This window comes from Franconibacter daqui (assembly GCF_014644275.1).
Taxonomy (GTDB): Bacteria; Pseudomonadota; Gammaproteobacteria; order Enterobacterales; family Enterobacteriaceae; genus Franconibacter; species Franconibacter pulveris.
Window position 1 is genome coordinate 216303 of the sequence record NZ_BMKJ01000002.1, and the last position, 24812, is coordinate 241114.

The 24812-nt window shown below is 49.6% G+C and carries 22 protein-coding genes; 4 read left to right on the forward strand and 18 right to left on the reverse strand.

Translation table 11 applies throughout. The annotated features are described in order from the left end of the window. Positions 1–55 precede the first annotated feature (55 nt). The 4 genes from norW to IEX01_RS10385 form a co-directional block, all read right to left on the reverse strand. Positions 56–1189 (reverse strand): NADH:flavorubredoxin reductase NorW, encoded by a 1134-nt coding sequence (gene norW / locus IEX01_RS10370; protein ID WP_188723800.1) that lies wholly within the window; start codon positions 1187–1189, stop codon positions 56–58. Continuing rightward, on the reverse strand, positions 1186–2655 hold the full coding sequence (gene norV, locus IEX01_RS10375; RefSeq protein WP_188723801.1) for an anaerobic nitric oxide reductase flavorubredoxin: 1470 nt from the start codon (positions 2653–2655) through the stop codon (positions 1186–1188). Before norV ends, norW begins: the two co-directional genes overlap by 4 nt. Positions 2656–2846: 191 nt before the next feature. Continuing rightward, positions 2847–3473 carry a DUF2238 domain-containing protein gene (locus IEX01_RS10380; RefSeq protein ID WP_028019979.1) on the reverse strand — a complete coding sequence of 209 codons (627 nt, stop codon included), beginning with the start codon at positions 3471–3473 and terminating at the stop codon, positions 2847–2849. 335 nt (positions 3474–3808) lie between these two features. After that, positions 3809–6874 carry an autotransporter family protein gene (locus IEX01_RS10385; RefSeq protein ID WP_188723802.1) on the reverse strand — a complete coding sequence of 1022 codons (3066 nt, stop codon included), beginning with the start codon at positions 6872–6874 and terminating at the stop codon, positions 3809–3811. 192 nt (positions 6875–7066) lie between these two features. On the opposite strand from IEX01_RS10385, the gene IEX01_RS10390 reads away from it, so the two are divergent. The 4 genes from IEX01_RS10390 (at position 7067) to IEX01_RS10405 (ending at position 9484) form a co-directional block, all read left to right on the forward strand. Continuing rightward, complete coding sequence (locus IEX01_RS10390; RefSeq protein ID WP_188723803.1) at positions 7067–7912, forward strand: alpha/beta fold hydrolase; 846 nt, start codon at positions 7067–7069, stop codon at positions 7910–7912. Positions 7913–8277: 365 nt separating this feature from the next. Beyond that, entirely contained in the window at positions 8278–8760 is a 483-nt protein-coding gene (locus tag IEX01_RS10395; protein ID WP_029590420.1) for an Hcp family type VI secretion system effector, read from the forward strand. Then, the gene (locus IEX01_RS10400; protein ID WP_024559986.1) at positions 8757–9236 is read left to right on the forward strand and encodes a DUF2778 domain-containing protein; all 480 of its coding nucleotides are present in this window, start codon (positions 8757–8759) and stop codon (positions 9234–9236) included. Before IEX01_RS10395 ends, IEX01_RS10400 begins: the two co-directional genes overlap by 4 nt. Beyond that, positions 9236–9484: a hypothetical protein gene (locus IEX01_RS10405; RefSeq protein WP_048887969.1), complete on the forward strand. Its 249-nt coding sequence runs from the start codon at positions 9236–9238 to the stop codon at positions 9482–9484. Before IEX01_RS10400 ends, IEX01_RS10405 begins: the two co-directional genes overlap by 1 nt. 1229 nt (positions 9485–10713) lie before the next feature. Here the strand turns inward: IEX01_RS10405 and IEX01_RS10410 are convergent. From IEX01_RS10410 to IEX01_RS10475, 14 genes are all read right to left on the reverse strand, one after another. Then, on the reverse strand, positions 10714–11880 hold the full coding sequence (locus tag IEX01_RS10410) for a hypothetical protein (protein WP_105535845.1): 1167 nt from the start codon (positions 11878–11880) through the stop codon (positions 10714–10716). Between the two features lie 24 nt (positions 11881–11904). Further along, on the reverse strand, positions 11905–15021 hold the full coding sequence (locus tag IEX01_RS10415) for an HsdR family type I site-specific deoxyribonuclease (RefSeq protein WP_105535846.1): 3117 nt from the start codon (positions 15019–15021) through the stop codon (positions 11905–11907). Between the two features lie 115 nt (positions 15022–15136). Next, positions 15137–16336 (reverse strand): restriction endonuclease subunit S, encoded by a 1200-nt coding sequence (locus IEX01_RS10420; RefSeq protein ID WP_188723804.1) that lies wholly within the window; start codon positions 16334–16336, stop codon positions 15137–15139. Then, positions 16333–17889, reverse strand: a complete 1557-nt coding sequence (locus IEX01_RS10425; RefSeq protein ID WP_105535848.1) for a type I restriction-modification system subunit M — start codon at positions 17887–17889, stop codon at positions 16333–16335. Before IEX01_RS10425 ends, IEX01_RS10420 begins: the two co-directional genes overlap by 4 nt. Before the next feature lie 189 nt (positions 17890–18078). After that, complete coding sequence (locus IEX01_RS10430; RefSeq protein ID WP_229701838.1) at positions 18079–19947, reverse strand: DUF262 domain-containing protein; 1869 nt, start codon at positions 19945–19947, stop codon at positions 18079–18081. A 70-nt stretch (positions 19948–20017) separates the two neighbouring features. Next, a complete protein-coding gene (locus IEX01_RS10435) occupies positions 20018–20329 on the reverse strand; it encodes a hypothetical protein (RefSeq protein ID WP_000582609.1) in 312 nt (103 codons plus the stop codon). A gap of 58 nt (positions 20330–20387) precedes the next feature. Further along, on the reverse strand, positions 20388–21101 hold the full coding sequence (locus tag IEX01_RS10440) for a helix-turn-helix transcriptional regulator (RefSeq protein WP_188723805.1): 714 nt from the start codon (positions 21099–21101) through the stop codon (positions 20388–20390). A gap of 102 nt (positions 21102–21203) precedes the next feature. Further along, entirely contained in the window at positions 21204–21953 is a 750-nt protein-coding gene (locus IEX01_RS10445; protein WP_032610118.1) for a YaaW family protein, read from the reverse strand. 142 nt (positions 21954–22095) lie between these two features. After that, entirely contained in the window at positions 22096–22479 is a 384-nt protein-coding gene (locus tag IEX01_RS10450; RefSeq protein ID WP_048227221.1) for a hypothetical protein, read from the reverse strand. Between the two features lie 77 nt (positions 22480–22556). Continuing rightward, the gene (locus IEX01_RS10455) at positions 22557–22796 is read right to left on the reverse strand and encodes a DeoR family transcriptional regulator (RefSeq protein ID WP_105535852.1); all 240 of its coding nucleotides are present in this window, start codon (positions 22794–22796) and stop codon (positions 22557–22559) included. Continuing rightward, positions 22775–23239 (reverse strand): lecithin retinol acyltransferase family protein, encoded by a 465-nt coding sequence (locus IEX01_RS10460; RefSeq protein WP_188723806.1) that lies wholly within the window; start codon positions 23237–23239, stop codon positions 22775–22777. The genes IEX01_RS10455 and IEX01_RS10460 overlap by 22 nt, the downstream gene beginning before the upstream one ends. Positions 23240–23297: 58 nt before the next feature. Next, positions 23298–23726, reverse strand: coding sequence for a DUF2787 family protein (locus IEX01_RS10465; RefSeq protein ID WP_049012548.1), 429 nt, complete (start codon positions 23724–23726; stop codon positions 23298–23300). Positions 23727–23772: 46 nt separating this feature from the next. Next, positions 23773–24204, reverse strand: coding sequence for a hypothetical protein (locus IEX01_RS10470; protein ID WP_188723807.1), 432 nt, complete (start codon positions 24202–24204; stop codon positions 23773–23775). Then, the gene (locus tag IEX01_RS10475; protein ID WP_105535854.1) at positions 24197–24550 is read right to left on the reverse strand and encodes a hypothetical protein; all 354 of its coding nucleotides are present in this window, start codon (positions 24548–24550) and stop codon (positions 24197–24199) included. The genes IEX01_RS10470 and IEX01_RS10475 overlap by 8 nt, the downstream gene beginning before the upstream one ends. Between the last annotated feature and the right edge of the window lie 262 nt (positions 24551–24812).

A 24812-nucleotide genomic window follows, 5' to 3' on the forward strand; every position in this document is an offset into this window, starting at 1 on the left:
CCCTGCATGAAGCCGCAGGGCAAGCTGTGCTGCGCCTTTCGACGCAGCGAGGTTTTTACGGTTTCAGCTCTCTGAGCAGGGCGAAGGCCTGCGGCATGCACGCTTCGCTCACCACGAAGGCCCTGAGCCTGCCCTCGCCGTCAATGCCTTTCGCCACCATGCCCTCGCCGCCGAGGGCGATATGCCAGGCGAGATCCGCGCTTCGCGTATCGCCCGCCAGGTGCAGCGGCAATTCCGGCGTTTTTACTTTCACCAGCATCGCCGGCAGGGTGAGGGGCTGACCGCCGCCTGTGAGATTTTTCGCCGCCGTCATGGCGCTTAGCTGAATGGGTTGCAGAAACGGCAGCAGCTGACCGTTGATTTCCGCGCAGTCGCCCAGCGCGTAGATGTGCGGGTCGCTGGTCTGCAACTGGCTGTTGACCACAATGCCGCGGTTCACCGCCAGCCCTGCCCGGCGGGCGAGGTCAATATTCGGGCGCAGGCCGATGGCGGAGATGGCGGCGTCCACTTCCAGCGTGCGGCCGCTGGCGAGCGTCGCCTGGAGACCGCTTTCGCCCGGGCGTAAGGCCGTAAGCTGCTGGTTCAGCGCCAGCTCCACGCCCATCTGCGTTAATTTGTATTGTAAGCGAGCGCTCACTTCCGGCGGCATCAGCGAGGCGAGCAGGGAGGCGGCGTTGTCCACTACCGTCACCTGTTTCCCGGCGCGCTTGAAATCCATCGCCAGCTCGCTGCCAATCAGTCCGCCGCCCAGCATCAGCACCCGCTGCGCGTCCCGCAGTTGTGATTCGCACGCCTGATATTCCTGCTGGCTGTTGAGGGTCAGCATCAGCTCGCGCCCTTCTACCGGCGGCGTAATGGCGCTGGCGCCGGTCGCCAGCACCAGCTGGTCGTAGCGCCAGCTTTGCGTCTGGCTTTTCACGATGCGGGCCTGCGGGTCAATTTCCGTCACCCAGGTAGCGGGGAAAAGGCGCAGCTGATATTGCTCAGCAAACTCCCCGGCGCGCTGGCGGGTTAAGTCATCCGCCCGCTGCTGCTGGCTGATGACATGGCTCAGGTCCGGCTTGTTGTACTCGTCCATGCTGTCGGCGGCGATAAGCGTTATCGTCACCTTCGGGTCTTGTTTGCGCAGGTTTTTCACCAGCTGACGGGCGGCGAAGCCCGAGCCGATAATCACAATGCCGTCGCTCATACCGCCTCCACCGCCAGCGCTTCAAACACCTCTTTGCCCAGCGAGCATTCCGGGCAGAGGAAGCTCTCCGGCACCTCGCTCCACGGTGTGCCGGGCGCGACGTTCTGCATCGGTTCGCCTTTTTCCGGGTCGTAGATCCACTGGCAGACGCTGCACTGCATGCAGCCGCCGGTGTCGGCGCTTTCCGCCTGCGGGGCGGCGGCTTGCGGGGCGGCAGCCTGAAGCGGCGGAGCGTCAGTCGTAACGGGCCGCGCTTTTGTCGGCAGCGGCGAGAGCGCCCACTCGCGGGCGATTTTCCGCCCATGCTCGCGGCACGCTTCCAGCGCGTTAAGGTCCGGACGCCATTTAGCTTTCAGGCTCAGCGACATCTCGAAACCGGCGTCCTGCAGGCGCGTGGAGAGACGGTCCACCGCGCCGCCGCTCCAGCCATGCGAGCCGAAGGCGCTGGCGCGCTTGTTGCGAAAGCGCAGGCCGGTCATCTCCTCCACCAGGCCTGCGATTTTCGGCATCATCACGTTGTTCATGGTGGAGGTGCCGACCAGCACGCCTTTGGAGCGGAAAACGTGCGTGAGGATCTCGTTTTTATCGCTGCGGGCGACGTTGAAGATTTTCACCGCCACGCGCGGGTCCACTTCCGCGATGCCCTGGGCGATGGCGTCCGCCATCATGCGGGTGTTGTTGGACATGGTGTCGTAGAAAATCGTGATGCGGTCTTCCTGATAGTCCGCCGCCCATTTCAGGTAGAGCTCGACGATTTGCGTCGGGTTGTCGCGCCACACCACGCCGTGGGAGGTGGCAATCATATCCACCGGCAGGTTAAAGCCGAGAATTTCGGTGATTTTCGGCGTCACCAGGCGGCTGAAGGGGGTGAGGATGTTGGCGTAGTAGCGCTGGCACTGCTCGAACAGTTCCGCCTGATCCACTTCGTCATTAAACAGGTGCTCGTCGCAGTAGTGCTGGCCGAAGGCGTCGTTGCTGAAGAGCACCGCGTCGCCGGTGAGGTAGGTCATCATGCTGTCTGGCCAGTGCAGCATCGGAGTTTCAACGAATATAAGCTGTTTGCCGTTGCCGATATCCAGCGTGTCGCCGGTTTTCACCACGTTGAAGTTCCATTCCGGGTGATGGTGGTGGCCGTTGATGGAGTCGATGCCGTTGGCGGTGCAATAGATGGGCGTATCCGGGATGCAGTTCATCAGCTCAGAGAGCGCGCCTGCATGGTCCTCTTCGGCGTGGTTAATAACGATGCAGTCGATATCGGCAAGGTCGATTTCCGCACGCAGGTTCTGCACAAAATCGCGGCTGAACTTATGGTCGACGGTGTCGATTAATACGTTTTTCTCTTCGCGAATAAGGTAGCTGTTATAGCTGCTGCCCTTGAGCGTCTTATATTCGGTGCCGTGAAAATCGCGTACTTCCCAGTCGCGCTGCCCAACCCAGTAGATATTGTTTTTAACGTGAATAGTCATTTGTGTTTCTCCGCAGAAGGTCAATGTTGCGGTGACTATTACAAGAGACGTGCCAGGTTTTCATATTATTGATTTAGCTGTAAATTAATGGATTAACAGGTTCTTGAATTGTCTTTTTGACTGTTAATTTATTTGTCTTTTTGACACTGCTGAAAGTCATTTTGACCATCTCAGCCTCTTTTCAGCCCGTTTCATTGACGGGTGCGTTTCATCGCTTTTTCAATCTGCCTGTCATGCCAGCGGCGCAGCGCAAAGAGGGTGAACATGGCGCCCAGCAGCGCGCAGAGCATATCCGCCTGCGTATCCCACTCGTCGCCCTGGGTGCCGAGGAAGTCATCCGCGTCCTGACCCAGCGCCAGCGCTACCCACCACTCAATCAGCTCGTAAAAGGCGCCGATGGCGAGCGTTATGCAACAGACGATAAAGGCCAGCATTTTGCCCCCGCGCACGCGGTTGCCGCGTACCAGCACCTCCCGCGCCGCCAGCGACACCACCAGCCCCTGCAATACATGGCCGATTCTGTCGTAAGGGTTGCGTTCAAGCCCCAGCCACGCCTGTATATGAAAGCCGGCGGGCACCCGGGCGTAGGAGTACATGCCGCCGACGATGAGCGAGGCGCAGCCGACAAAGATAAACGCATAGAGCAGGGGCGTGAGCGGGTAGCGCTTTGCCGTCGCCCAGAGGATGGGCGCGACGATAAACACCGGCAGCACTTCCATCAGCCAGGTAAGCTTACGGGCGGTGGCGATGCCGGTAATGATAAGCAGCAGCGCCAGTAGCGCAACGCCTGCGGAAAAATAGAGCGGACGGGTTTTCATCAGCGATCCTTCACTCAGGTAAAAGTACTGTTTAGTTGAAATGCGTGAAAAAACAATGTGGATGAAGCGCAGAAAAGTCCTCCTGACGGCTTGCTATGCGTCGATGGAACGAAATTGATCGTGTTAATTTTAGATGCACTACTGCTCGGGCTCATGATTAAACAGGCGTTGAGCGCGAACGAACCCCGGGGCGTCTGGTGAGAGAGCGTTACGCAGGGAGAAGACGTTAGCCGTACGCGAGACGAGTGGATTTACTGAATATCGTTTCGGGTTAAGCCGCTTAGAAATAAAAAACGGGGCCGTACGCGGCCCCGTTGGTTTATCTGCGTTAGCGCTTAGAACGATTTGTTCAGGCGCAGGCTGAAGGTGTGCGCCTGGTAACGCTCGCCCGCCTGCAGGTCGTAACGGGCGTCAATGCTCAGGTCGCTGACGTTATACAGCGCGCTGCCCACCGACAGCCCCGCCATATCCTCAACCGGAGACGCGCCTTTGGTGGTGAATTGCGTTTCACCCAGGGTGTCGGCGGCGTAAGAGGCGGTGTTGCTCATACGGCGGTTGTCGTACTGGTGGATCCAGGAAAGCTGTGCGAACGGCGTCAGGTTGCCAAGCGCGGTGTCGAAGGTTTTCTCTACACGCGCGCCAAGATCGCTGATAACCGACTGCGAGTGTGAGGCGCCAACGTTAAGCGCCATGCCGTTGCCGCCGCTCTCTTTATAGTCATCCACGTGCTGATAGCCGTAAGCCAGGCTTGCCAGCGGCGTGATGACAACGTCAGCAGGCAGCGTGAACGGGTAGCCGAATTCGCTTTGCAGCGTGACGGACTGACCGTCGAACTTGCCGTGCGCCGCGCCGGAGAAGCCGGTGAAATCGGCGCGACGGACAGACTCATAGTTCTGACGGGTCAGCGCCGCCGACAGGTTCACAAACCACGGCTCGCCGGAATAGCCCGCGTAACCAATCACTCCATAGTTATCGGCGGTGGAGGTGTTGCCATTCAGGTTATCTTTGCCGTGTACGGAGGTGTTGCTGTAGTTCAGGGCCGCACCTACACGCCAGTTGTCAGTGACCGCGCGGTCAGCGCCAAACAGCAAGCCGCCGAATTTCGCGCTGTAACCGCTCACGTCGTCGCTGCTGTCCTGACGGGCATAGCCGCCGTAAGGACGAGCCCAGACTATCCAGTCGTTGTACGCGTCGCCCGTCGCCACGCCGCTCAGACCTGCGGTCTGCGGGTTGCGCAGGGTATCCAGGTGGGTGCCGACCACGGACATCGCCGTTGAGGTCGCCACGCCGCTTGCCGTGCTGGCGCTGATGTTCTGGCCGGTTGACAGACGTTCGCCCACGCGGTTGGCTTCTTTTTTGCCTTCAATCGCCAGCGAGGCGTTGTACAGTTCAAGCAACTGCGGGGAGATGCCGGAGTAGCCGCTCAGGCCGCCCAGCGACGCGGTGGCGTTCCGGATGGTCGCACGGCCCGGTTTGGTCACCGGCGTGGTCGGCGCGGTTGGCGGCGTTTCGACGACTGGCGGCGTTCCGACCACAGGCGGCGTTTCGACTACTGGCGGCGTTCCGACCACAGGCGGCGTTTCAACTACCGGCGGCGTCGGCGCTGCTGTCAGCGTAACAACCAGCGCGCTGTAGGTGTCATCAACATAGGTTGAGCCGGTCACCTGGCCGTTGTAGCCTGCGGCGCTGTAATTAAGTTTATCGGCGTTGTAGTTGGTGCCCGTGCTGTTGGCATCAATCACCACATAACGCTGACCTGCGGCAAACTGGTAGGTGTTGCCGGTACGGGCAAGCGATACGGTAGAGCCCGCGTCCACGTTAGCCGAGCCGGTAACCGTCAGACGACCATAGCCGGTATCCGCCGCTTTATCGCCTTTCGCAACCGCAGTATCGTTAACGCCCAGAATCAGCGATGCCGCTGCGTTCTGCTGGTAGTTGCCGGTGATGGTCAGCGGGTTATTAACCTGCAGTCTGGCGGCGTCGTTAATCACGGTGCCGTTGGTGTTGATGCTGCCGCTCTCAAGCGGCGTAATGCTGTCAGCGCTGAGGCTGCTGACGATCAGCTCCTGAAAGCCGATATTGTCATTAAGCAGGACAGAGCCGGAACGGAAGATAACATCTCCAGCGCTGGTAATATTACCCACGCTCTCAGTGCCGGACGCCGTATTTTCGTCACCAACGCTGGCAAGGTTAATCACCTGACCGTTGCCTGTCAGCACGCTCTGTTTATCTGAATCATTAATAAATTCCAGCGTAGCGCCGTTGCGAGAGCGAATGTCGCCTTTAATCACGCCGGTATTGTTTATTATAACGCTGGAACCATAGTTGCCTGACATATTAACAGCGTAACGGGTGCCAGAGATCGTGCCGTTATTCACAAGCGTAGTGGTATTGGCGCTGTTGCTGTCATAGACACTAACACCGTAATAGCCGCTGATCGTCCCGTTATTAATAATGTTCTGGCTGGAGATAATCGAGTTACCATTCAGATAGTTATCATATAAAATACCGTATCTGCCGCCTTTGATTTCACCATTGTTTGTTAAGGTGCCAATCTGCCCTATGTTATAAATGCCGTAGTAGGCATCGGAGATCTTCCCATCGTTCGTCAGCGTATTGATAACACCGGGATAGGTGTTGTAAATGCCTGAATCGCTATAAACATAGGAGTTTTCAGTGGCGTTAGTGATAATGCCAGTGTTATGCAGCGTATTGATAGTGCCAGAGTTATAAATAACCGCAGAAGAGTTACAGCAATAATTTCCATTGATGTTGTTATTATTCGAGCTAATCTTGCCAGCATTTTCCAGACGATCGATATTTCCGCTATTATTTACACCGGTCCTGCCTGAAATAATACCGGTTAATTCGTTCTTCAGTGTGCCCAGCGTACCGCTGTTAGCAATGCCGCCACCCTGAGTGTAACCAGTGTTGCTGTCATAATAAATCGACTCCGGGCCAGAAATAGTTCCACTATTGATTAGCGTACCAACGTTACTGGTGCTGGTAAGGTTAATTGCGTTGCTCGAAGAGTTAACGTTGTTGCCGGTTATTTTAATACTGCCTGCATTATCAAGCGTAACGATAGTGCCTTGGTTATTTAAACCGAAAAGCGCTGTGGTGTTGATATCGCCATTTTCTGTTGTAATCGAACCATCGTTATCGAAAGTGGTGAGGGTAACACCCTGCGCGATGTCAAGCGCCGTGCCGCCGCTGCTAGTTGCAGATCCCTGCTGGGTAATATGCACCAGGTTAAAGGAACTCGAAATAGGAATCTCCGCCTGCGGAGCGTAAATGATGTAATCGCTTGTAACCGCGAAGGCATAGGGTGCCAGCAGTCCTTGCGCAGAGGTTAACGCTACCAGCAAGGTTCCTTGCTGGCTAAACCGTGATTTCTTCATGATGTACCGTGCGATGTCGCGCTTGGGGTTAACGAAAAGAGCCGTTATATGTTACGTTCAGATTTATCTGATTACATTTCGTTTCGAAATATACATCTGCTTGCAAAGAAAACAATCAGCGAAGCTAAATTATTTCCGGCTCAGGCCGCGCGGAACTTTAGAGTTTCACTTAAATAAAAGTGTGAAGAGCGAATGAAAAAGACAAAAAAAGCCCTGACCTTTACGTGTGTAATATTGATTAGTATGACTTTTTTGTTAACGGGATGTGTCAGCAAAAATCCGCGTGAAAGCGCCGATATATTGGCGAAACAAAGTGGTCTTACCAGTGAAAATTTTTCTGCGAACGGAATATATTTTCGCACCTGGCATCGCATTACGCCGCCGGTTACGCTTTTGCGGGTTTATGTGGAAGGGGACGGATTCGCCTGGGTGAGCCGTACGCGTCCTTCAGATGACCCAACGCCGCACAATCCCGTTGGCCTCGCGTTAGCCGCGGCGGATCAATCCGCTAACATCCTTTACCTTGCGCGACCGTGTCAGTTTATCGGGCCGCCGTTGCCCGCCGCCTGCAATGTCCATCTCTGGACAGATAAGCGCTTCTCATCAAACGTTATTCAGGCGATGAACGAGGTATTAAGCCAGGTAATACAACGCTATCCGCAGGTGAAAGTAGAGCTGGTGGGGTATTCAGGCGGCGGCAACATTGCCGCGCTGCTTGCGGCGCGGCGGACGGATGTGGTTTCGCTGCGTACGGTGGCGGGGAACCTTGATGTCGCGTACGTGAATGCACTGCACCGTGTTTCCGCCATGCCGGATGCGCAAAGCGCGGCAGACGTCGCGCCAGAACTGGCGGGCCTGCCGCAAATCCATTTCAGCGGCGCGGATGACCGCACGGTGCCGCCCGCTGTCGCGGCGCGTTTTCAGCAGGCGACAGGAGCGCGCTGCGCGCAGGTTGAAGTGATGCCGGGCATGGCGCACGGCTCCGACTGGACGGCGCTCTGGCCTGGTTTGCTGGCGAAAGCGCCGGTTTGCCGGTGAAGGGGCGGGAACGTTTGTAGGCTGTGGAAATATATGTGCGAACCAATAAACGTTTTATCGCCACAGCCATTTCAAACCACGCGTTTATTTTCGTTCAGGAGGTTGGTTCCGGAAATGAAAAGGGCCTGCGGGGTTGGGAGTTAAGTTATTTGATTCATTAACTCTGTATCACGGGGGTATTGGGCTTGCAGAAATAAGCGTTATTTAATGACTTAAGGATTAGCGATTATCTTGTCTATGATTTTATAGTATATATTTCAAGAAGTTATTCGTGCAATCTATGGCATTTTTTGCCTGGTATTATTATCTGCCACGGGGTTTATTAGTTAGCAGTATTTTTTCCAACTAATAAAGGAACAATGGAAATGGCTATCCCGGCGTACTTATGGCTTAAAGATGATGGCGGTGCAGATATTAAAGGCTCTGTTGATATAAAAGACCGAGAAGGAAGCATTGAAATACTATCATTTGGGCACGGGCTGCATCTGCCTACTGATACCGCAACAGGAAGGATTACGGGAACGCGTCAGCATTGTGCACTGAGTTTTCAGAAAGAATTTGATTCCTCCAGCCCCTATCTTTACAAAGCGATAGCGACGGGCCAGACGCTTAAAATGGCTGAAATAAAATGGTACCGCATCAACGATGCAGGGCAGGAAGTTGAATATTTTAATATGTTGCTTGAGAAAGTTAAGGTTGTCAGTTGTTGCCCCTGCATGCTGGATATAAAAAACCCGGCCACTGAAAAGCATAATCATTTGGAAAATGTATCGCTGCGTTATGAGCGGATTACCTGGAAGTATTGTGACGGCAATGTCCAGTTTACTGATGCGTGGAATGAAAGATGATCCGCTGTACTTTTCATCTGAATGGTGGACAGTTATCAACATTAAGTTGCCCAGGCGTGGGTTTCTTTTCCGCCTATTCCGGTAACGCTGGCCCGCACCGTAATAATCCCGACTCGATAGCAATCCCGAAAAAAGGCCCTATTCCACCGGGAAATTATTACATCGTTACGCGCCCGCGCGGCGGCTTCCGCACGCGCTGGCAGGATATGATCCACGGCCTGGAAAGCGGCTCAGATCGTGATCTGTGGTTTGCCTTATACCGGGAAGACAGCGCAATAGATGACTTCGCATTTATTGAAGGTGTGGAAAGGGGACACTTTCGGCTACATCCTGCAGGCCAGTCCGGGATCAGTAACGGTTGCATTACCTTAACCAGCCATGCTGAATATGACATTTTGCTAAACGCGCTGTTGAAAACACCATCAATAATGGTAACCGCGCAACTTAAAGCTTTTGGCACTATACAGGTGTATTAATGAAGCCCATTCACTATGTTTTTATTTGGCTGCTTGAGCTTTTATCGCTGTCTGTTATTTATAGCCTGCTTTGTTATGTTATGCCGGATGAAGCATTATTTTTATGGTATGAAGACAGATATGGCATGGTAATGGAGAATCAATGGTATGACGCGTATACATTAATACTGATGCTAATAGCCATTTTTATTAATTGCGTGTTGATCTGGCTGATTTTTTCTGCCTGCAACAGGAAAGAATTAACATAATAAAAACGGCGCAGAGTGAGATTCAGCCTGCGCCGTTTTGGTCTGGATTAAGCAAGAATCGCAGCGGCCAGTGGGTTAACCGCGTTAACCCCAAAGGATTTTAAATCCCTCGTTATGCTTCAGTGGAAAACGGATGCGTGAAACATATTTTGCGAACTGAATTCCATATCACGATGAAAGGCGCGGCAACTGTCCAGGAAGCGGTAAACGCAGGCGCTTAAGTTCTTGAAGCGCATAACCTCTCGTTGTATCGTTCACCCGCGCCTGCAAAATCAGGCGCCGGGATTAGCCTCCTGCCAAACTTCACTGGCGACACATGACGCTTAGCGTCTTTTTTTGTGTCGTTCGCTCGGCTACACCTCAATGGTGGGCCGGGCGGGGACGTCGCAAGACGCGCCCCTATCCGATGGAACCGGTGAGACCAATTCCGTTCAGTTCTCCGCCCGCAAGATTAATCTCTTCGGTGGTGAATAAATATCTACTCATCAGAGACTGCCTTGTGGCTACAACCCTTATCCACGTCCCAGCTAATATCTCTGCGCATTTACCCAAGCTTTCCACTGTTTTTCCTCCACGTTTTATTCACATTCTCAACCCGGCATTAGCAAGGGAGTAGCGAACAACATATTGGAATGTCAAACGTAGGTTTCTTGCACGAAATGGGCTTTTATTAAGTAAAGGAATGGCACATAGCCACTAAAGGATAGGGAATCGCCAAAGACAAAGTTCAAGCTGGATGCAAGAGTGAGCGCAGCGAAACTGTAACGCCCGGTAACGTATCACCCCCAAAAGCAAAAACCCAGCCATAGGCTGGGTTTTCTGAATAAGTGGTGCCCGGACTCGGACAAAAACGCCGGGAGCGTTTTTGCACAGCGCGAACCGCGCTGGCCCCGCAGGGGTGAGCCACAGGGAGGTGGCGAACAATCGAACATCGTTCGATGAAGAGTCCGGAACCCCCAAAAGCAAAAACCCAGCCATAGGCTGGGTTCTCTGAATAAGTGGTGCCCGGACTCGGAATCGAACCAAGGACACGGGGATTTTCAATCCCTTAAAAAAAGACCAAACGATCTATTAGAACTTACAGCCTTTTACTGGTTTACCTTAAGAAAAATGTTGCAGTTGGGGGCTATAAGCCCTAAATGAGGTTCAAATGAGACGTTTCGAAGCTACCAGATAACTACCATTGAGTACGGATGGCTTATTAAAGTGTAGCTTCGGAGGTCTGATACCTATGTTGCATTAGATGAAAGAACCTCATCCTGAGCAAGCAAGGTAATTACATCCCCAGCAATATCTGACCTGATTCCCGGTGATTTATGAGCCACATAGGTAGCAACAGCCAGAGGCCTCAAGTTTAAGTTAGCTGAGATGCGTTTGATTTCTTCGATAACGTTGAATGCGTCACATTCCAGTGCAAGGCTCGTACGCGCAGTATCGAGAGCAATTCGTTGAACAGCAGTGAGGGGGATGTGTTTCTTCAGTTCTGCTGTGATAATCCGCTGAGCTTCAACGCCAATAGATGCGCCTCCTTCAACTATTCCCGTTAGTCCTACAAGTTTTCCGCCATCGCTGCGACTATTATCATCTTTGACCTTTGGAGGGGGGACTAAGGCAGTTATATCAACATCCTGCTGAAGCAAATCCAGAAGTTCGGGGAGTATCTCCGGCTTGATAACATTTTTTAAGGCTGCGGCTCTGTTCGCAAGGTTGACAGGAGAAACCCCTAGCCGTGCTGACATAGCAATGAGACAATTTGCTACGATAATAATATCGCTGATACCTGCCAGATGTGCACATTCATCCCGGAAAGCTTTATCGTCACGTAGTACTTTTGGGAGCTGGATGTGTTTTAATATTTTCTGTTTCTGCGGTGATTTGGAATAACCACGTAAAGCCATTTCGGCACTTTTTGTAACTTCTCTGATACTATCGGCCAGTTCGTCGCCGCCTTCCAGACTCGTAGTAAGCTGTAGCATGTAATTGAGTCTGGCAGGCATGTCATGCGTGGCTTTCCCTGATGCAATTTTCTGGCTAATTTCATTCAAATTGCTGATTACCCCAAATGCGATTTTTGATGGCGGTTTTGCTGTATTAGTAACCTTGTGCCTTGAATGTACTTCTTGAGACATCAATGTAAGCGCTTTACGCCAGTCGGGTTGGATACCGGCTTTTAGCGTCTCAAGATTGCTGATGATGTTACGAAGATTGTCGCATCTTGCCAGTGGTATTGGTTCACCGTTAGATTTTCCAGTAGTTAACCAACGAACAATAAAAACGAAATCAGCTGTAGCAGAGGCTCGCAGCCCATCAATCACCCGCTCCCTTGCTTCAGGCGTATGGGGATTATTTTTGCGTACTGGCAGTCGATCACTTTTATTATAAGTTGGTTTTTTCATATCACTATCTCAAATTAGCCCATGCTAGATGTTTCCGCCTACCCCTTTGAATTTATCTATAAAGGCACCAATTTTTTGGAATACTGTCTGCTTTTTCGTTTTGTACTGAGGATTCAGCGGACTGAGCTTTGGTAGCGTCTCATTTAGCTCAGTGCCATTTTCGGTAGCATACTCCCGTTTGAGTGATGTGCGGATGTAACGCCTTGCAGCCTCTTCATTGAGGTTTTCTTCCTTAATCAACGCTTCCGCTTCCCGCTGCTGTTCACGCTGAGCATAGGTAAAGAATGCATCAATGATACTGGCCTTGTCCGGCATGTCATCAAGGTTAGTTTGCTGAATAAAGTCAACAATCAGACCTTCTTTGGCACGGTTGCCCAGACTTGACCGGATTAAGCGTCTGACCTCTTCAGTCAGGGCTTCTTTACCTTTTTTCTGACGATTGTGGTCGAAAATCAGACCAAGGATGTAATCCAGGTTAATCTCCTGCGACTTAAGCAGGTCAATTTCAAACACCACGTCATCCCAGTCTGTGGTTGATTTATCCCTGTCGTTTGCTGCTTTTTCGCGTCGCTGCCAGTCCCGGATATCATTGTATGCTGAGCGATAGTCCTGAACTTTACGTTCTGCCGGGAGACGAATGGTTTGTAATTCAGCAAATTTTTCATCATCCACATAGTGCTCTGCTTTAAAGGTTTCTACCGCTTCCGGGTCACCAATATCAACCTTCTGCAGGGCTTTCAGCGTGGCAAATTCATCATAGTTTTGCAGGATGTTTTCTGCCCGCAGATATTCACCAAACAGTTTGACGAAGGCTTTTTTCTCTTTTTCACTGTCGATACTGGCAGGGTCAGGGAAGCGCTGCTCCAGCTCCGAAACAACAGCCATAAAACCTCGTTTAGCCTCGCCGGTTGCCGCATCGGTAAAGCCCTGCATGTACTCTTCGTAGCTTTTTTCCAGTACCACATTCTTGGTGTTTTTGTCGCCAAAAAGTGTGATGGCATCAATGGTCGGACGCTCCAGGTCCCTGAACGTCACGATATTGCCGAAGGTTTTGGTTGCATCATAGATACGGTTGGTGCGGGAAAATGCCTGCATCAGGCCGTGATAACGCAGGTTTTTGTCAACAAACAGAGTGTTCAGCGTCGGGGCATCAAAGCCGGTTAAGAACATTCCCACCACGATGAGAAGGTCAATATCCTGATTTTTCACTCGCTGAGCTAAATCGCGGTAGTAGTTCTGGAAACCGTTACTGTCGGTGCTGAAATTGGTTTTAAAGTGGTTGTTATAGTCATCAATGGCTGAATCCAGGAATTCCTTCGCGCTGCTGTTCATTGCACTGGTATCAAAGCTTTCGTCAGTAATATCACCAATGGCGCTTTGCTCTTCATTTGCAGCAAAGGAGAAGATGGTTGCAACCCGAAGACGTTTATAGCTGCCAGATTTCTTCTCAGCTTCTTCCTGTAGCATTTTAAATGTCGTGTAATAAGCTTTTGCCGCGTCCACGCTGCTCACTGCTAACATGGCATTGAAGCCTTTTGCTCCCGGGAAGGTACGATGCGTTTTCTGGCGGAAGTTATTGAGAATGTATTGCGTTATTTCCTGGATACGCAGTGGGTGCAGAAAGGCCTGCTGGTTTTCAGCCGCGCTGAGTTTTTTCTCGTCTGTTTCCGTTTCAAGGGACTTAAACTGTGGGCGGACATCGTTATAGTCCACCTTAAACTTCAGTACTTTTTCATCACGAATCGCATCAGTAATTACGTAAGAATGTAATTCACGCCCGAAGACGCTGGCGGTGGTTTCTGCCCCCAGTGCATTTTCCGGGAAAATAGGCGTACCGGTAAAACCAAACTGATAAAAGCGTCTGAATTTCTTTTTGAGGTTTTTCTGGGCCTCACCAAACTGGCTGCGGTGACACTCATCAAAGATAAACACCACCTGCTGCTGATAGACGGGCAGTTCAGCTTCGGCTTTCATCAGGTTATTGAGTTTCTGAATGGTTGTGACGATGATTTTGTTATCGTTCTTATCCAGGTTTCTTCTGAGGCCTGCTGTATTATCCGAACCATTGACACTGTCCGGAGAGAAGCGCTGATACTCCTTCATGGTCTGGTAATCGAGGTCTTTCCTGTCGACCACAAAGAAGACTTTATCAATAAAGTCCAGCTCCGTAGCCAGACGTGCGGCCTTAAAACTGGTCAGTGTTTTACCACTACCTGTGGTATGCCAGATAAATCCGCCGCTTTCTGGTTTTGACCAGTTCTTCGCTTTAAATGAGCTGTTAATTTTCCAGAGGATTCGCTCAGTGGCGGCAATCTGATAGGGGCGCATGACGAGCAGAGTCTGGCTGCTGTCAAACACGCTGTAATTAAAAAGAACATTCAGCAGGGTATGCTTCTGGAAGAAGGTGGCGGTAAAGTCCTTCAGGTCCTTAATCAGAGTGTTATCCGACTTCGCCCAGTTCATGGTGAAATCAAAGCTGTTTTTATCCCGCTTAGTGGTACTGGCAAAGTACCGGGTATCAGTCCCGTTGGAAATCACGAAGAGTTGCAGGTATTTAAACAGGGAGTTATCGCTGTTAAAGCTTTCCTTGCTGTAACGGTGTATCTGGTTAAAGGCTTCACGAATAGCCACGCCGCGCTTTTTGAGTTCGATTTGCACCAGCGGCAGGCCGTTGACCAGAATTGTGACGTCATAACGGTTAGCGTGTGAGCCGGTCTGTTCAAACTGCTGAATGACCTGCACCTTATTGCGCAGCAGGTTCTTTTTATCTACCAGATAGATGTTTTCCAGACGACCGTCATCAAACGTGAAATCACAGATATAGTCGATATGGATTTTACGGGTTTTGTCCAGGCTACTGTCACTGGGGCTGTCGAGATACTGCTCTGCGAAACGCCGCCATTCACTTTCGTTAAACTCCACACCATTAAGACGCTGAAGCTGGTCCCGCACATTCGCCAGCATCGCAGTCGGTGATTTAACGGATATAAACTCATAGCCCTGATTAAGAAGGTCCTGAATCAGTTCCCGCTCAAGATCCGATTCGCTCTGGTAACTCTCACCAGTTTCCTGCGCTTTAGTGTACTTATCAAGGACGATAAAGTTATTGGATTCAGCAATGGTGTGTGTTTGTTGTGTCATGGTGCATCCTGTGCGTCATCTGGCAAAGTCCGGAAGGGTATCAGAAGCATCTTCCGGAATTCGTAAGGCCTGACACTGGCAGGGGAAAACATACCCTACCGGTATCAATGGTCTGTCAGTTGCTGGCGGTTTCTGTTTTCGGGAAGCTGAACAGCAAGTCACGATAATACTCGTACTGTTTCTGGCGCAGCTCGATTTCGCGCGGGAGGCCTTCTGTGATTGAACCCGTCAATGTGTCAAATTTGTCCAGCATTTTAGCAATATATTTCTGACGCTCTATGGAAGGCACTAATAATTTCAATTCCTGCAATTTCCCCACAGCAAGACCCGGCTGTGCAGATTTCGACGCATATTGATTTAGATTCATTGTTGTTAACATATGAAATGCCCAGTCAATATCAATCCCCTGCATGGCTGAGACTACAACTGCATGTTCTGTAGCGTAGAACTGACCTTTCATTCTTTGGACATTGCCACACAGAGCACCTTGTCGCCCTATTAATAGATGTTCCCCATCATGACTTTTTTCTTTAACGTAACCACGAATACCGTTTCCGCCAAAACAAGGATATACAAAATCTCCTTCTTTCCCATCTACTATATTTCTCGCCGAAATATGCTGCCCTGCACGCATCTTCACAATCTCACCCAATGTCTTCCACTCAACCCCACCCTCTTCAAAACTCAGCAATTTATCACGATAGTAGTTGTACTGTTTTTTACGCATGTTAAGCTCAGCGGTAAGCTCAGCGGTAAGTGCAGTAAATTTATCCAGAATCCGGACGATTTCAGACTGGATGGCAAGAGACTTTTCTGGGTTGGAAGAGCTAGGTATGGGAATAAGTAATTTTGACATCAATGCGTTTGAGCTGAGATTCGGCTGTGCTCCGCCCCCAGCAAGGATATAGATGGCCTCAGTATTCAATAACAGAAAATGGTATAAATACTTATTGTTTAAAAGGTTACGTTTAGGTACGAATTTACCAACTCGTTGGTTGAGATAACATCTTGTTTCGTTTTTATAGAAACCTACCTTACCTGTGGTGGCACCTGACATTGCAATTACTATATCCCCCATTGACACCTCAAAGGAGGATATATCTTCCTTGTAATCATTTGGTGAAAAGTATTTCACTTCATCAAGATTCACGTTAAAACCATCTATATTTGTGATTCTAACTATCGGTAATCCAGTTTCTTTAAATAAGTTGCTTTTAAATGCAAATCCATTTTTAAAATCACAAACTTCCCTCAAAGGTTTCCATTCAACCTCAGCCCCATCCAGCAATTTTTCCAGATAACTCATCTCGCTCATTTCTGCACCTCGCAGCCTTCAATTTCAGCCACAATCGCATCAATATCTTTGCGCAACTGGTCGATTTTGCTGACCGTGGTTTTCAGCTCTGCATTCAACTCAGCGATATCGATAATTTCGCGAGTATCTTTCGCTTCCACATAGCTGCTCACCGACAGGTTATAGTCATTCGCGACAACAGTCTCAAACGCAACAGATTTCGCCAGATGAGCAACATCTTCCTTGCTGGCAAATACCTGCATAATTTGTTCGATATGGGCATCGGTCAGGATATTGTTGTTGGTCTCTTTTTTGAATAGTTCACTGGCGTCAATAAACTGAACTTTGGTATCGGTTTTATGTTTAGACAACACCAGAATATTGACGGCAATAGTGGTGCCAAAGAACAGGTTCGGTGCCAGTGAAATCACGGTTTCGACATAGTTATTGTCAACCAGGTACTGTCGGATTTTCTGCTCTGCACCGCCACGGTAAAAAATACCGGGGAAGCAAACTATTGCTGCACGCCCTTTAGCAGACAGATAGTTCAGCGCATGTAGGACAAACGCAAAGTCAGCTTTTGATTTCGGGGCCAGTACGCCAGCAGGAGCAAAACGCTCATCGTTAATCAGGGTCGGGTCATCACTACCAATCCACTTAACCGAGTACGGTGGGTTAGAGACAATAGCATCAAACGGTTTTTCATCGCCAAAGTGAGGCTCAGTCAGGGTATTCCCCAGTCTGATATCAAATTTGTCGTAGTTGATGTTGTGCAGGAACATGTTCATACGCGCCAGGTTATAGGTCGTATGGTTGATTTCCTGACCAAAAAAACCTTCTTCGATGATATGGTCATCAAACTGTTTTTTAGCCTGCAACAACAGCGAACCGGAACCCGCTGCCGGGTCGTAGATTTTGTTAACGTGGGTCTGACCGTGCATTGCCAGTTGTGCAATCAGCTTAGAGACGTGCTGCGGTGTAAAGAACTCGCCGCCTGACTTACCAGCATTCGCCGCATAGTTAGAAATCAGGAACTCATAGGCATCGCCGAATAGGTCAATCTGGTGCTCGTTAAAATTCCCCAGGTTAAGCCCTTCAACGCCTTTCAGAACCGCGGCAAGACGGCTGTTTTTGTCTTTAACTGTGTTACCCAGTCGATTGCTGGTCGTATCGAAATCGGCAAAGAGACCTTTGATGTCGGCCTCAGACGGATAGCCGTAGGCAGAGCTTTCAATAGCGACGAAGATACTGTTTAAATCAGCATTCAGCCTGTCGTTGGTGTTAGCTTTAGCTGCAACGTTGCAGAACAGCTGGCTCGGGTAGATGAAATAGCCTTTAGTCCTGATGGCATCATCTTTGATGTCATCGGTAATGATGCTGTCATCAAGTGCTGCATAATGTATGCTCTCATCCCCTGCTTCCATGTAGCTGGAAAAATTCTCACTGATGAAGCGGTAGAAAAGGGCACCGAGTACATACTGTTTAAAATCCCATCCATCTACTGAGCCCCTGACATCATTGGCAATGGCCCAGATTTGACGGTGTAGCTCTGCACGCTGCTGAAGGCTTGTCATCTTGTATCCTGTTGTATGATTCTTAAGTACTGTTATTGGCCCGATTTTATCGCAATTTCATATGGATGACAGGCTTTGTTGACCACTACAGTTTGTCCGATTGTGTAAGCAGCGCTCTTTCAGTCAGGCCAGTAGAAACGTTGTGCTGACGATAAATACTGAAGCCCCAATACTATCGGGGCTGAACGTTCAGTCGGTGAGAATTTCTTCATCCGTATCCATTGTGGATGGTGATGAATCTATTTTTGATGTAAGAAATACCCGATTCAGCAGTCTTTGCTTCAGGGCGTTTCTTCGCTCATTGTAGAATTCCGGGAAGCGACTGAACTCAATATTGTCATCTGAAACTAACAGCATTGATGGCGAATAGTTGTTTGATGGCTGAGATAGCCATTGTTTCAGGGAAGTATCCTGTTTACTTATATTCTGAGAGTGATTCAGTAAATGAAGATTCGGTATGGTGTCCCAGTATTCCGGATTTTCATAAAAGCTGAGCTTCTCAGGTGAATTCGCAATATAATCTAGTTTTTCAAGATATTTCTTTGAAAAATGATTTCTTGGGTGAAGGTGATCAATATGAAACACCTCGGTTGGATTCATTTCAGGGAACAGAAGATGCAATAGTGCACGGCAACGACCTTCGCCATATCTGATATTGAGAAGGCTTTCGATGTATTCATCGTCAAATCTGAGGTCTTTATTCGAGCCTTTATATCTGTCAATAATCTTCTCAAGAGGAAAATGAATATCTGAAAGACTATTTTTCATTACATCTCTGATGCTCGTGAGTAGCGCATCGGCCTGGCTTCCAAAGATCCCTTTCAGAAGTACCATGTAAAACCACTGGCTAATTACTGAGCGCTCATTGTGGTTTTTATTCAGGAGATTAATCGTTGTATATAATGCATGTCCACTGGTTTGCTTTTTGTAAAGCCAGTAGACCACAGGAATGACTGCATTTTTAGATATCATAGACTGTGGATTGATGCCGAATCGCCTGATAAGAATAAAGGTCTCCTTGATACAGGATTTTATTTCAGACCATTGTTGTTGTATCTTACCGACCTCCTCTGAAGTGAAGTTTTTTACTTTGAACCGGACGTCAGAGTCAATAAGCATCAGGCTGGTTTTTAAGAACCAGTCTCTTTCAATATAAAAACCCATTTCATTATTCTGATAAATATTTTTTGTCAGTTCATCCAGTTCTCTTCTGAAATCACCCTGCCAGTGCGCTACCGCTATTGACATCAGTAAGTCAGAGAACTCAAGTTTTGTCCCCCCGCTGTTCGTGCGGATGAAAACATCCAGCACATGATCAATGTCCTGACTGCTCTCATTGAAGTAGTGGATAAGATTTTCAGTTCTTATTTTTGTATAAAGTCTCAGCAGAGTTTTTCTGGAAAAATCACTGAAAATGAGATCTCTTTTTTCAAGTTCTGGTACGACAACGTTAAATAAAATATCATCAGGGGAATCATACTGCTCGTATTTGAATATTTCGTGCAGGCAGAACCAGTGATGTTTGTTGTCTGTAAGTGAATCAGTGTATTGCTTGTCGGTCAGGAACCTGAAGTTATACTTCATCATGAGCTCATCGTCTGAATTAAGTGGCGCTGTTAAATCGACGTAAAGCTTTCTTGGCGGCAGGATGCGATCATCCTGTGCCGAGGGCCACCACACCCGGGGCTGTTTATACGCATACGTTCCACACAATCCAATATATAATGATGTGAGACGTTGCTGACCATCAATCACAGCCTTGAAATCATGAAATCCAGCATTTGTTGCTACGCAGGGATTTTCTTCATTAAATCGCTGACAGTATTCTTTCAGAAATTCATAGAATTTGTAATCGTTTTTAATACTGGCACTACGGATATCCCACATCATGAAAGAGTTTATCGGATAGTCTCGCATGATGGAATCAAACAGCAAACATATTTGGCTGCTGCTCCAGACGAACTTCCTCTGAATTGCAGGCAGAAGATAGTGGCGTAAATTAATCGAATCTATCGCTTGTTTTATCGTTATTGCTTTTTCATACTGGCCAGCCATCATAAACCTCATATGTTATATTAGCTGGCCTATTTTAATTTAAAGCGTATCGGTAGTACAGTCTTTGCACAAACTAATTTATGCAATGGAAAAGCTGACGGCTCGGTTTGTGTTTTTCATTCGGGTAGACTCGCATTGCGGATGCACAAAGTGATGAAACCTGTCTTGCTATATTTTTACCGAAGTTAACAAGAAGGCCGTGCTTTATTTTTTCACCCTCTGCCCTGATGCTGATGATAAAGCTGAACTGATATACGATTACCTCAATGAGGTCATTGCCAAATGTTATAATGGCGGCGTTGTTTATTTCATGTTCATAATCCCTCAGGTCAGTGTTAAGTCTTGCTGTTGCATCCACAAGTGCGTATTCTTTATCGATAATCATAACTTTCTCACTTACCATGTTAATGTGATTTAATCATCACTAATAATATGTTGTGATTTTAATTACGATTATTCGTCTGTTTACTCCCGTAATCAATTATCTGATGAATAATGTTCATGTGGGGTAACGCTTCCATAAAGCCAGACTGTTCAATCAGCGAAATGAGCGCATTATCGATTTCAAACGTTGTATCCGGTAATACCTCAACCAGCCTGATTCGGGACAGGGATATAACGAACACGCCCGATAAAGCACACCCGGCAAGAAACCACTCCGCATGGCTACAAAGCAGACGGTAGGGATGAACGGTATGGCTGACGTTTTCGTCGGTTCTGATACGCACCTGCGTCTGGTTAAGTATGGCGAGGGTCAGTCTGCTGAAATCACCGAACAGCGTGGGTTTCTGGCGCGGCTCCGGTAGCATAATCCTGTAGGGTGAAGGGTGCTCCCCGTCAAGCAGAAGGCTCAGCAGTTTGGCGTCCATCGCGGGTAACAGACGGTCAAGATGCAGCAACCTCGCCAGTATCTTCATATCCCGTTCCGTGCGGCGACGAAAGTAATGCGAAGCGAGCTGATATACGCCGTTGTTCTGTTCAATATCAAGATAGGTGAGGCGGACGTTAAAATCCCGCCGCAGCGTGCGCGTCGTCACCCCAAATTCTTCTGCCAGCGTCCCGATATGCAGCTTTTCACCCTGAAACAAACGGCTCAGGATGATGGAAAGGCGGGTTGCCAGTCTGTCATGTTCGTTTTCTTGTGTTATCAGTGTCATACATCGTTCCCGAATTTTGCCGGGAAATGATGCCAGCAGTAGCGGACAGGATTTGTCCGCCCTCTGAAGTTTTTTAAAGCCTGAAAATTTGAAATGTAAGTGCTAAACGTCAGTATTCTCAGGTGAATAAAGATGCTTCTGGCGCATGTAGGCAATAAAAATGCAGGATGGTAGCGTCACCCGGTATGCGGGACCGGCTAAATCAATCAGCAGCCAGAGAGAACTGAGCACCCAGCCCACGGGACCGGCAAAAGCGCCCATGGTACGCGTCAGCATGGCATTTCCTGCAACGGTCAGCCCTCTGCCTAACAGGGCTTTCGCCACACCATTTGTGACAACAAGTGCCATCTGATAGGCCGCAAACCCGGATGTTTTAATCCCCGCCTGGATTGCCATGGTCAGCAGCTCCGGCGTGGGATTGCTGTAGCCTGTCTGCAATTCTTCCGCCACGGTCTTTAGCTGAGCGGGTGTCATCTTCTCAAGGCTTTTCTCCAGGATCTTCATCAGCAGATTCATTTCAATGGTTTCAACACTGGATTTGCTGTTGTAGTTCACCTTCATTTTATCGCAGGCATCGGTAAGAATTTCCCGGTACAGCACCCCTTTGCCCCAGCGGAGCAGCGTGGCAAAGCTGTTCGCCCCAAACGTCTGAACCTCGGCGGCAATGGCATCCCAGTAGCGCGGGTGGTTGGGTTTGTGTTTTTTATACTGAGGATCGTAAGTCAGCGTTTCCGTGATGCGTGCCAGTCCGTCTTTCGGATCGCAGATAAGCACAGAAACCAGTAAATCCAGATCGTCACGATGACAGTGGCGCAGAAACTCAAGGTCGGGGTCGTGTCGGTAGGTAGCCATATTTCACCTCATTACAGATATTGGACCTGACAGTTTAAGGAAGCCCCCGGACAGGGTTTGTCCGCCTGAAAAATAAAAAAGTAAAAAAAACCTGCCCGAAAGCAGGTTTCTGTTCACCGGATGGAGGTATAACGCGTCGGGATTACTTTCCGCGCCATTCCTTTTCCACTTTATCCGCAAAGGCATCGCACTGCCGGGCATATTCCGGGTTATAGAGCAGCTCCGACTGCGAAAGCTGCATGGCGGTCATGCTGCCGTTACGTGCATTTGATTCGAGCCAGGTTCTGCCATAGGTTTTGTTCATCACCTGAAGTACCCTGTTGAATACCGGTCCGTTGATGCGGGCATTGAGATTGACGCCTTTTACCTGAAGGCCGCTGTCACTGGTCTGGGTCAGGCGGGTGGAGTACATCGCACAGAAGGTCGAGTTGGTTATCATCTGAGCGTCAGCCTGCTCGTCGGCAAATGCGCTGTGGCTGAAGGCTGAAAGCAGAAGTGTGGCGGTTAACAGTTTAGAAATTTTCATCATGTTCCCTTATGGATTGAAAAGCGGAGACAGCCTGCCATACGGGGTGGTCAGGATATGTCCGGCAGATAAAAAAGTCAGGGTTTCAGCGAGGGAGCCAGTCGCCAGCGGTGAGGGCCAGCGGATTCCAGCACAAAGGCCAGATGGGTGAGATCCCGTCTTGCCGTACGGGGAGAGACGTCAAATCGTCGGGTGATATAGCGAACAGATATTGTCTGACCGTAAAACAGCACCATGGTCAGCCGGATAAGCCGTTCTCCCTGTCCGGTGACACGTTGCCTGCAACTGCTGGCTTTCATCGTTGCCATACGCGCCATCGGTCCCCTTTCTGAAAAGAATCGAGGTGTCTGGCAAGCCAGATATCAGGGCACGAATCGCCGGTAACGCAGCGGGCAGTAAACCGGTGGCAGTTAAAGTCGAGCAGGCTATAAGGATAGCGCTGACCCACTGCCGCCTTTGCCCGTTCAGCGGCCCGCGCACAACCCTGAGGCGTCAAATCCATACAGTCGGTATACACCGAGATAGCGGAGTTCCAGCCATCGAGCCGGTCAAGAAACCATTTAGCCTTACTTTTGATAACGGTTCCATCGCCATCAAGATGAACAATATCGCCGTTACCCACATAGATACCGCTGTGTGCGGCAAGGCCAAAAAGCAGTTCGCACTGCACGATACCACCGTAAGCCGGTTCATCGACGCAGGAGAGAATGCAGTTATCGATAAATGAATCCACGAAGTTCAGCAGCAGAAGCCGGTACATAACAATCAATTCCTTACTACGGGGGAGAGGGGGGATGCGGGGGAAACGTAGTGAACACTCAGCTTTCCCACAACGTACGGACCGTGAAAACCCCCATATCGTGGTAAGCCATAAAGTTACTTTCCCATAGCGACCAGAACTCACGGGCGTCGACATGAGAGATATCGCCACAACGGGAAAGCCACGTGTATTGTTGCGTCCAGCTCACATCGACATCTTTTTCAAGCTCAGGCCACGGATGCCCTGCATAGTGAAAATCGGTGACGTAATCGAGCTGCCAGTCTTCTCCGGCAGGGATGAGGCGTATTTCGACCGGATGCCAGCCGCCCTTTTCCGGTGAGTATTCAGGGTCACGGAAGTTAATGGTTAATCCGGTGATGGGGTGACGATGAGGCGGTTTTTGCGCGAGGATATCCAGAAGCAGTTGGGTAAACGACCGGGAGAGAGGCAGCACATAGCCGCCCTGCAATATTACGGGTGATGACATAGTGAATTTCCTGATTTTTGGTTAACAGAACACAGAAAAAGCGGGGTTAGTCCTGGCTGAGCGCAGCAAGCTGCGTCATACGATGCTGCCAGTCGGCATAGCAGCGGTGCATAAAGAGTCTGCTGCTGTCCGCTTCGATAAGGCAGATATCCGGACTTCTGAGCACAGCAGCAAGAAACCCGGCGTTATTGGTGCTGCCCTGACCAAACAGTGGGCGAAATACACGGGACGGAAAGCTGTCTGGCTGCTGTTCCAGAATGGCGTGAATCGCATCAAGCGCTATCCATTCACGGGAGAACAGGCCCCCTTCGCCATTGGCGGTTAAACGCAGGGCAAGGCTTCCGGTTTCACCCTCTTTACCCAGCTCATACGTCAGCAGACCCTTACTGTGGGGACTGATTTTCTCGGCGTCCCCACTGTAGAACACGTTATAGCTTTCGATGGCGGCGGCTTCGGTAGCGATTTTTTTCTTACTCATGGTTCAGCGCCTCAATCAGGTTCTGGAGTTGAGTGATAACAGTCGAGTCCGGGAACACCAGATAGATACCCTGTCCGTTATCACAGACGATACCGAGAAGCAGATACCAGCCATCATCAAGCGCGGTGACGTATTCCGGGTTAGCCAGTGCCACTGCCAGCAGCGGGTCTTCGGGGAGTGTGTCATCGTGGTTGAGATGCCAGAGCAGGGTTTCCGTTTCGTTCCAGAAGGCGGTAAACAGGTCGATATCATCGACAGGGCCAAGGATTTCATTGCTGAGGGCCACCAGTGCGGAGGCGGGCAGGTTGAGAAGGGGAAGACTGGTGGGGGTCGTGAGTTTAAACATGATTATCTCCATAAATGATTGATTCATATTGATAATATGTTTTCAAATGACTTTTAGTTACATTTTGTTTACGTTGTTTGCTTTTTCTGGATTATGCCCTTAAATTTAGTTCTAGGCTGGCATTAAATCCCGTTTTTTTTTAGATTTTAAGCGTTTTATAAAGAAATTAGCATGTGCTGTTTTAACTGAAAATGAGAGAAGGCTTGCGCACAATTGCTATTGATTTTCTTACTTATTTTCTCAATCACAAAACGCCTTAAAT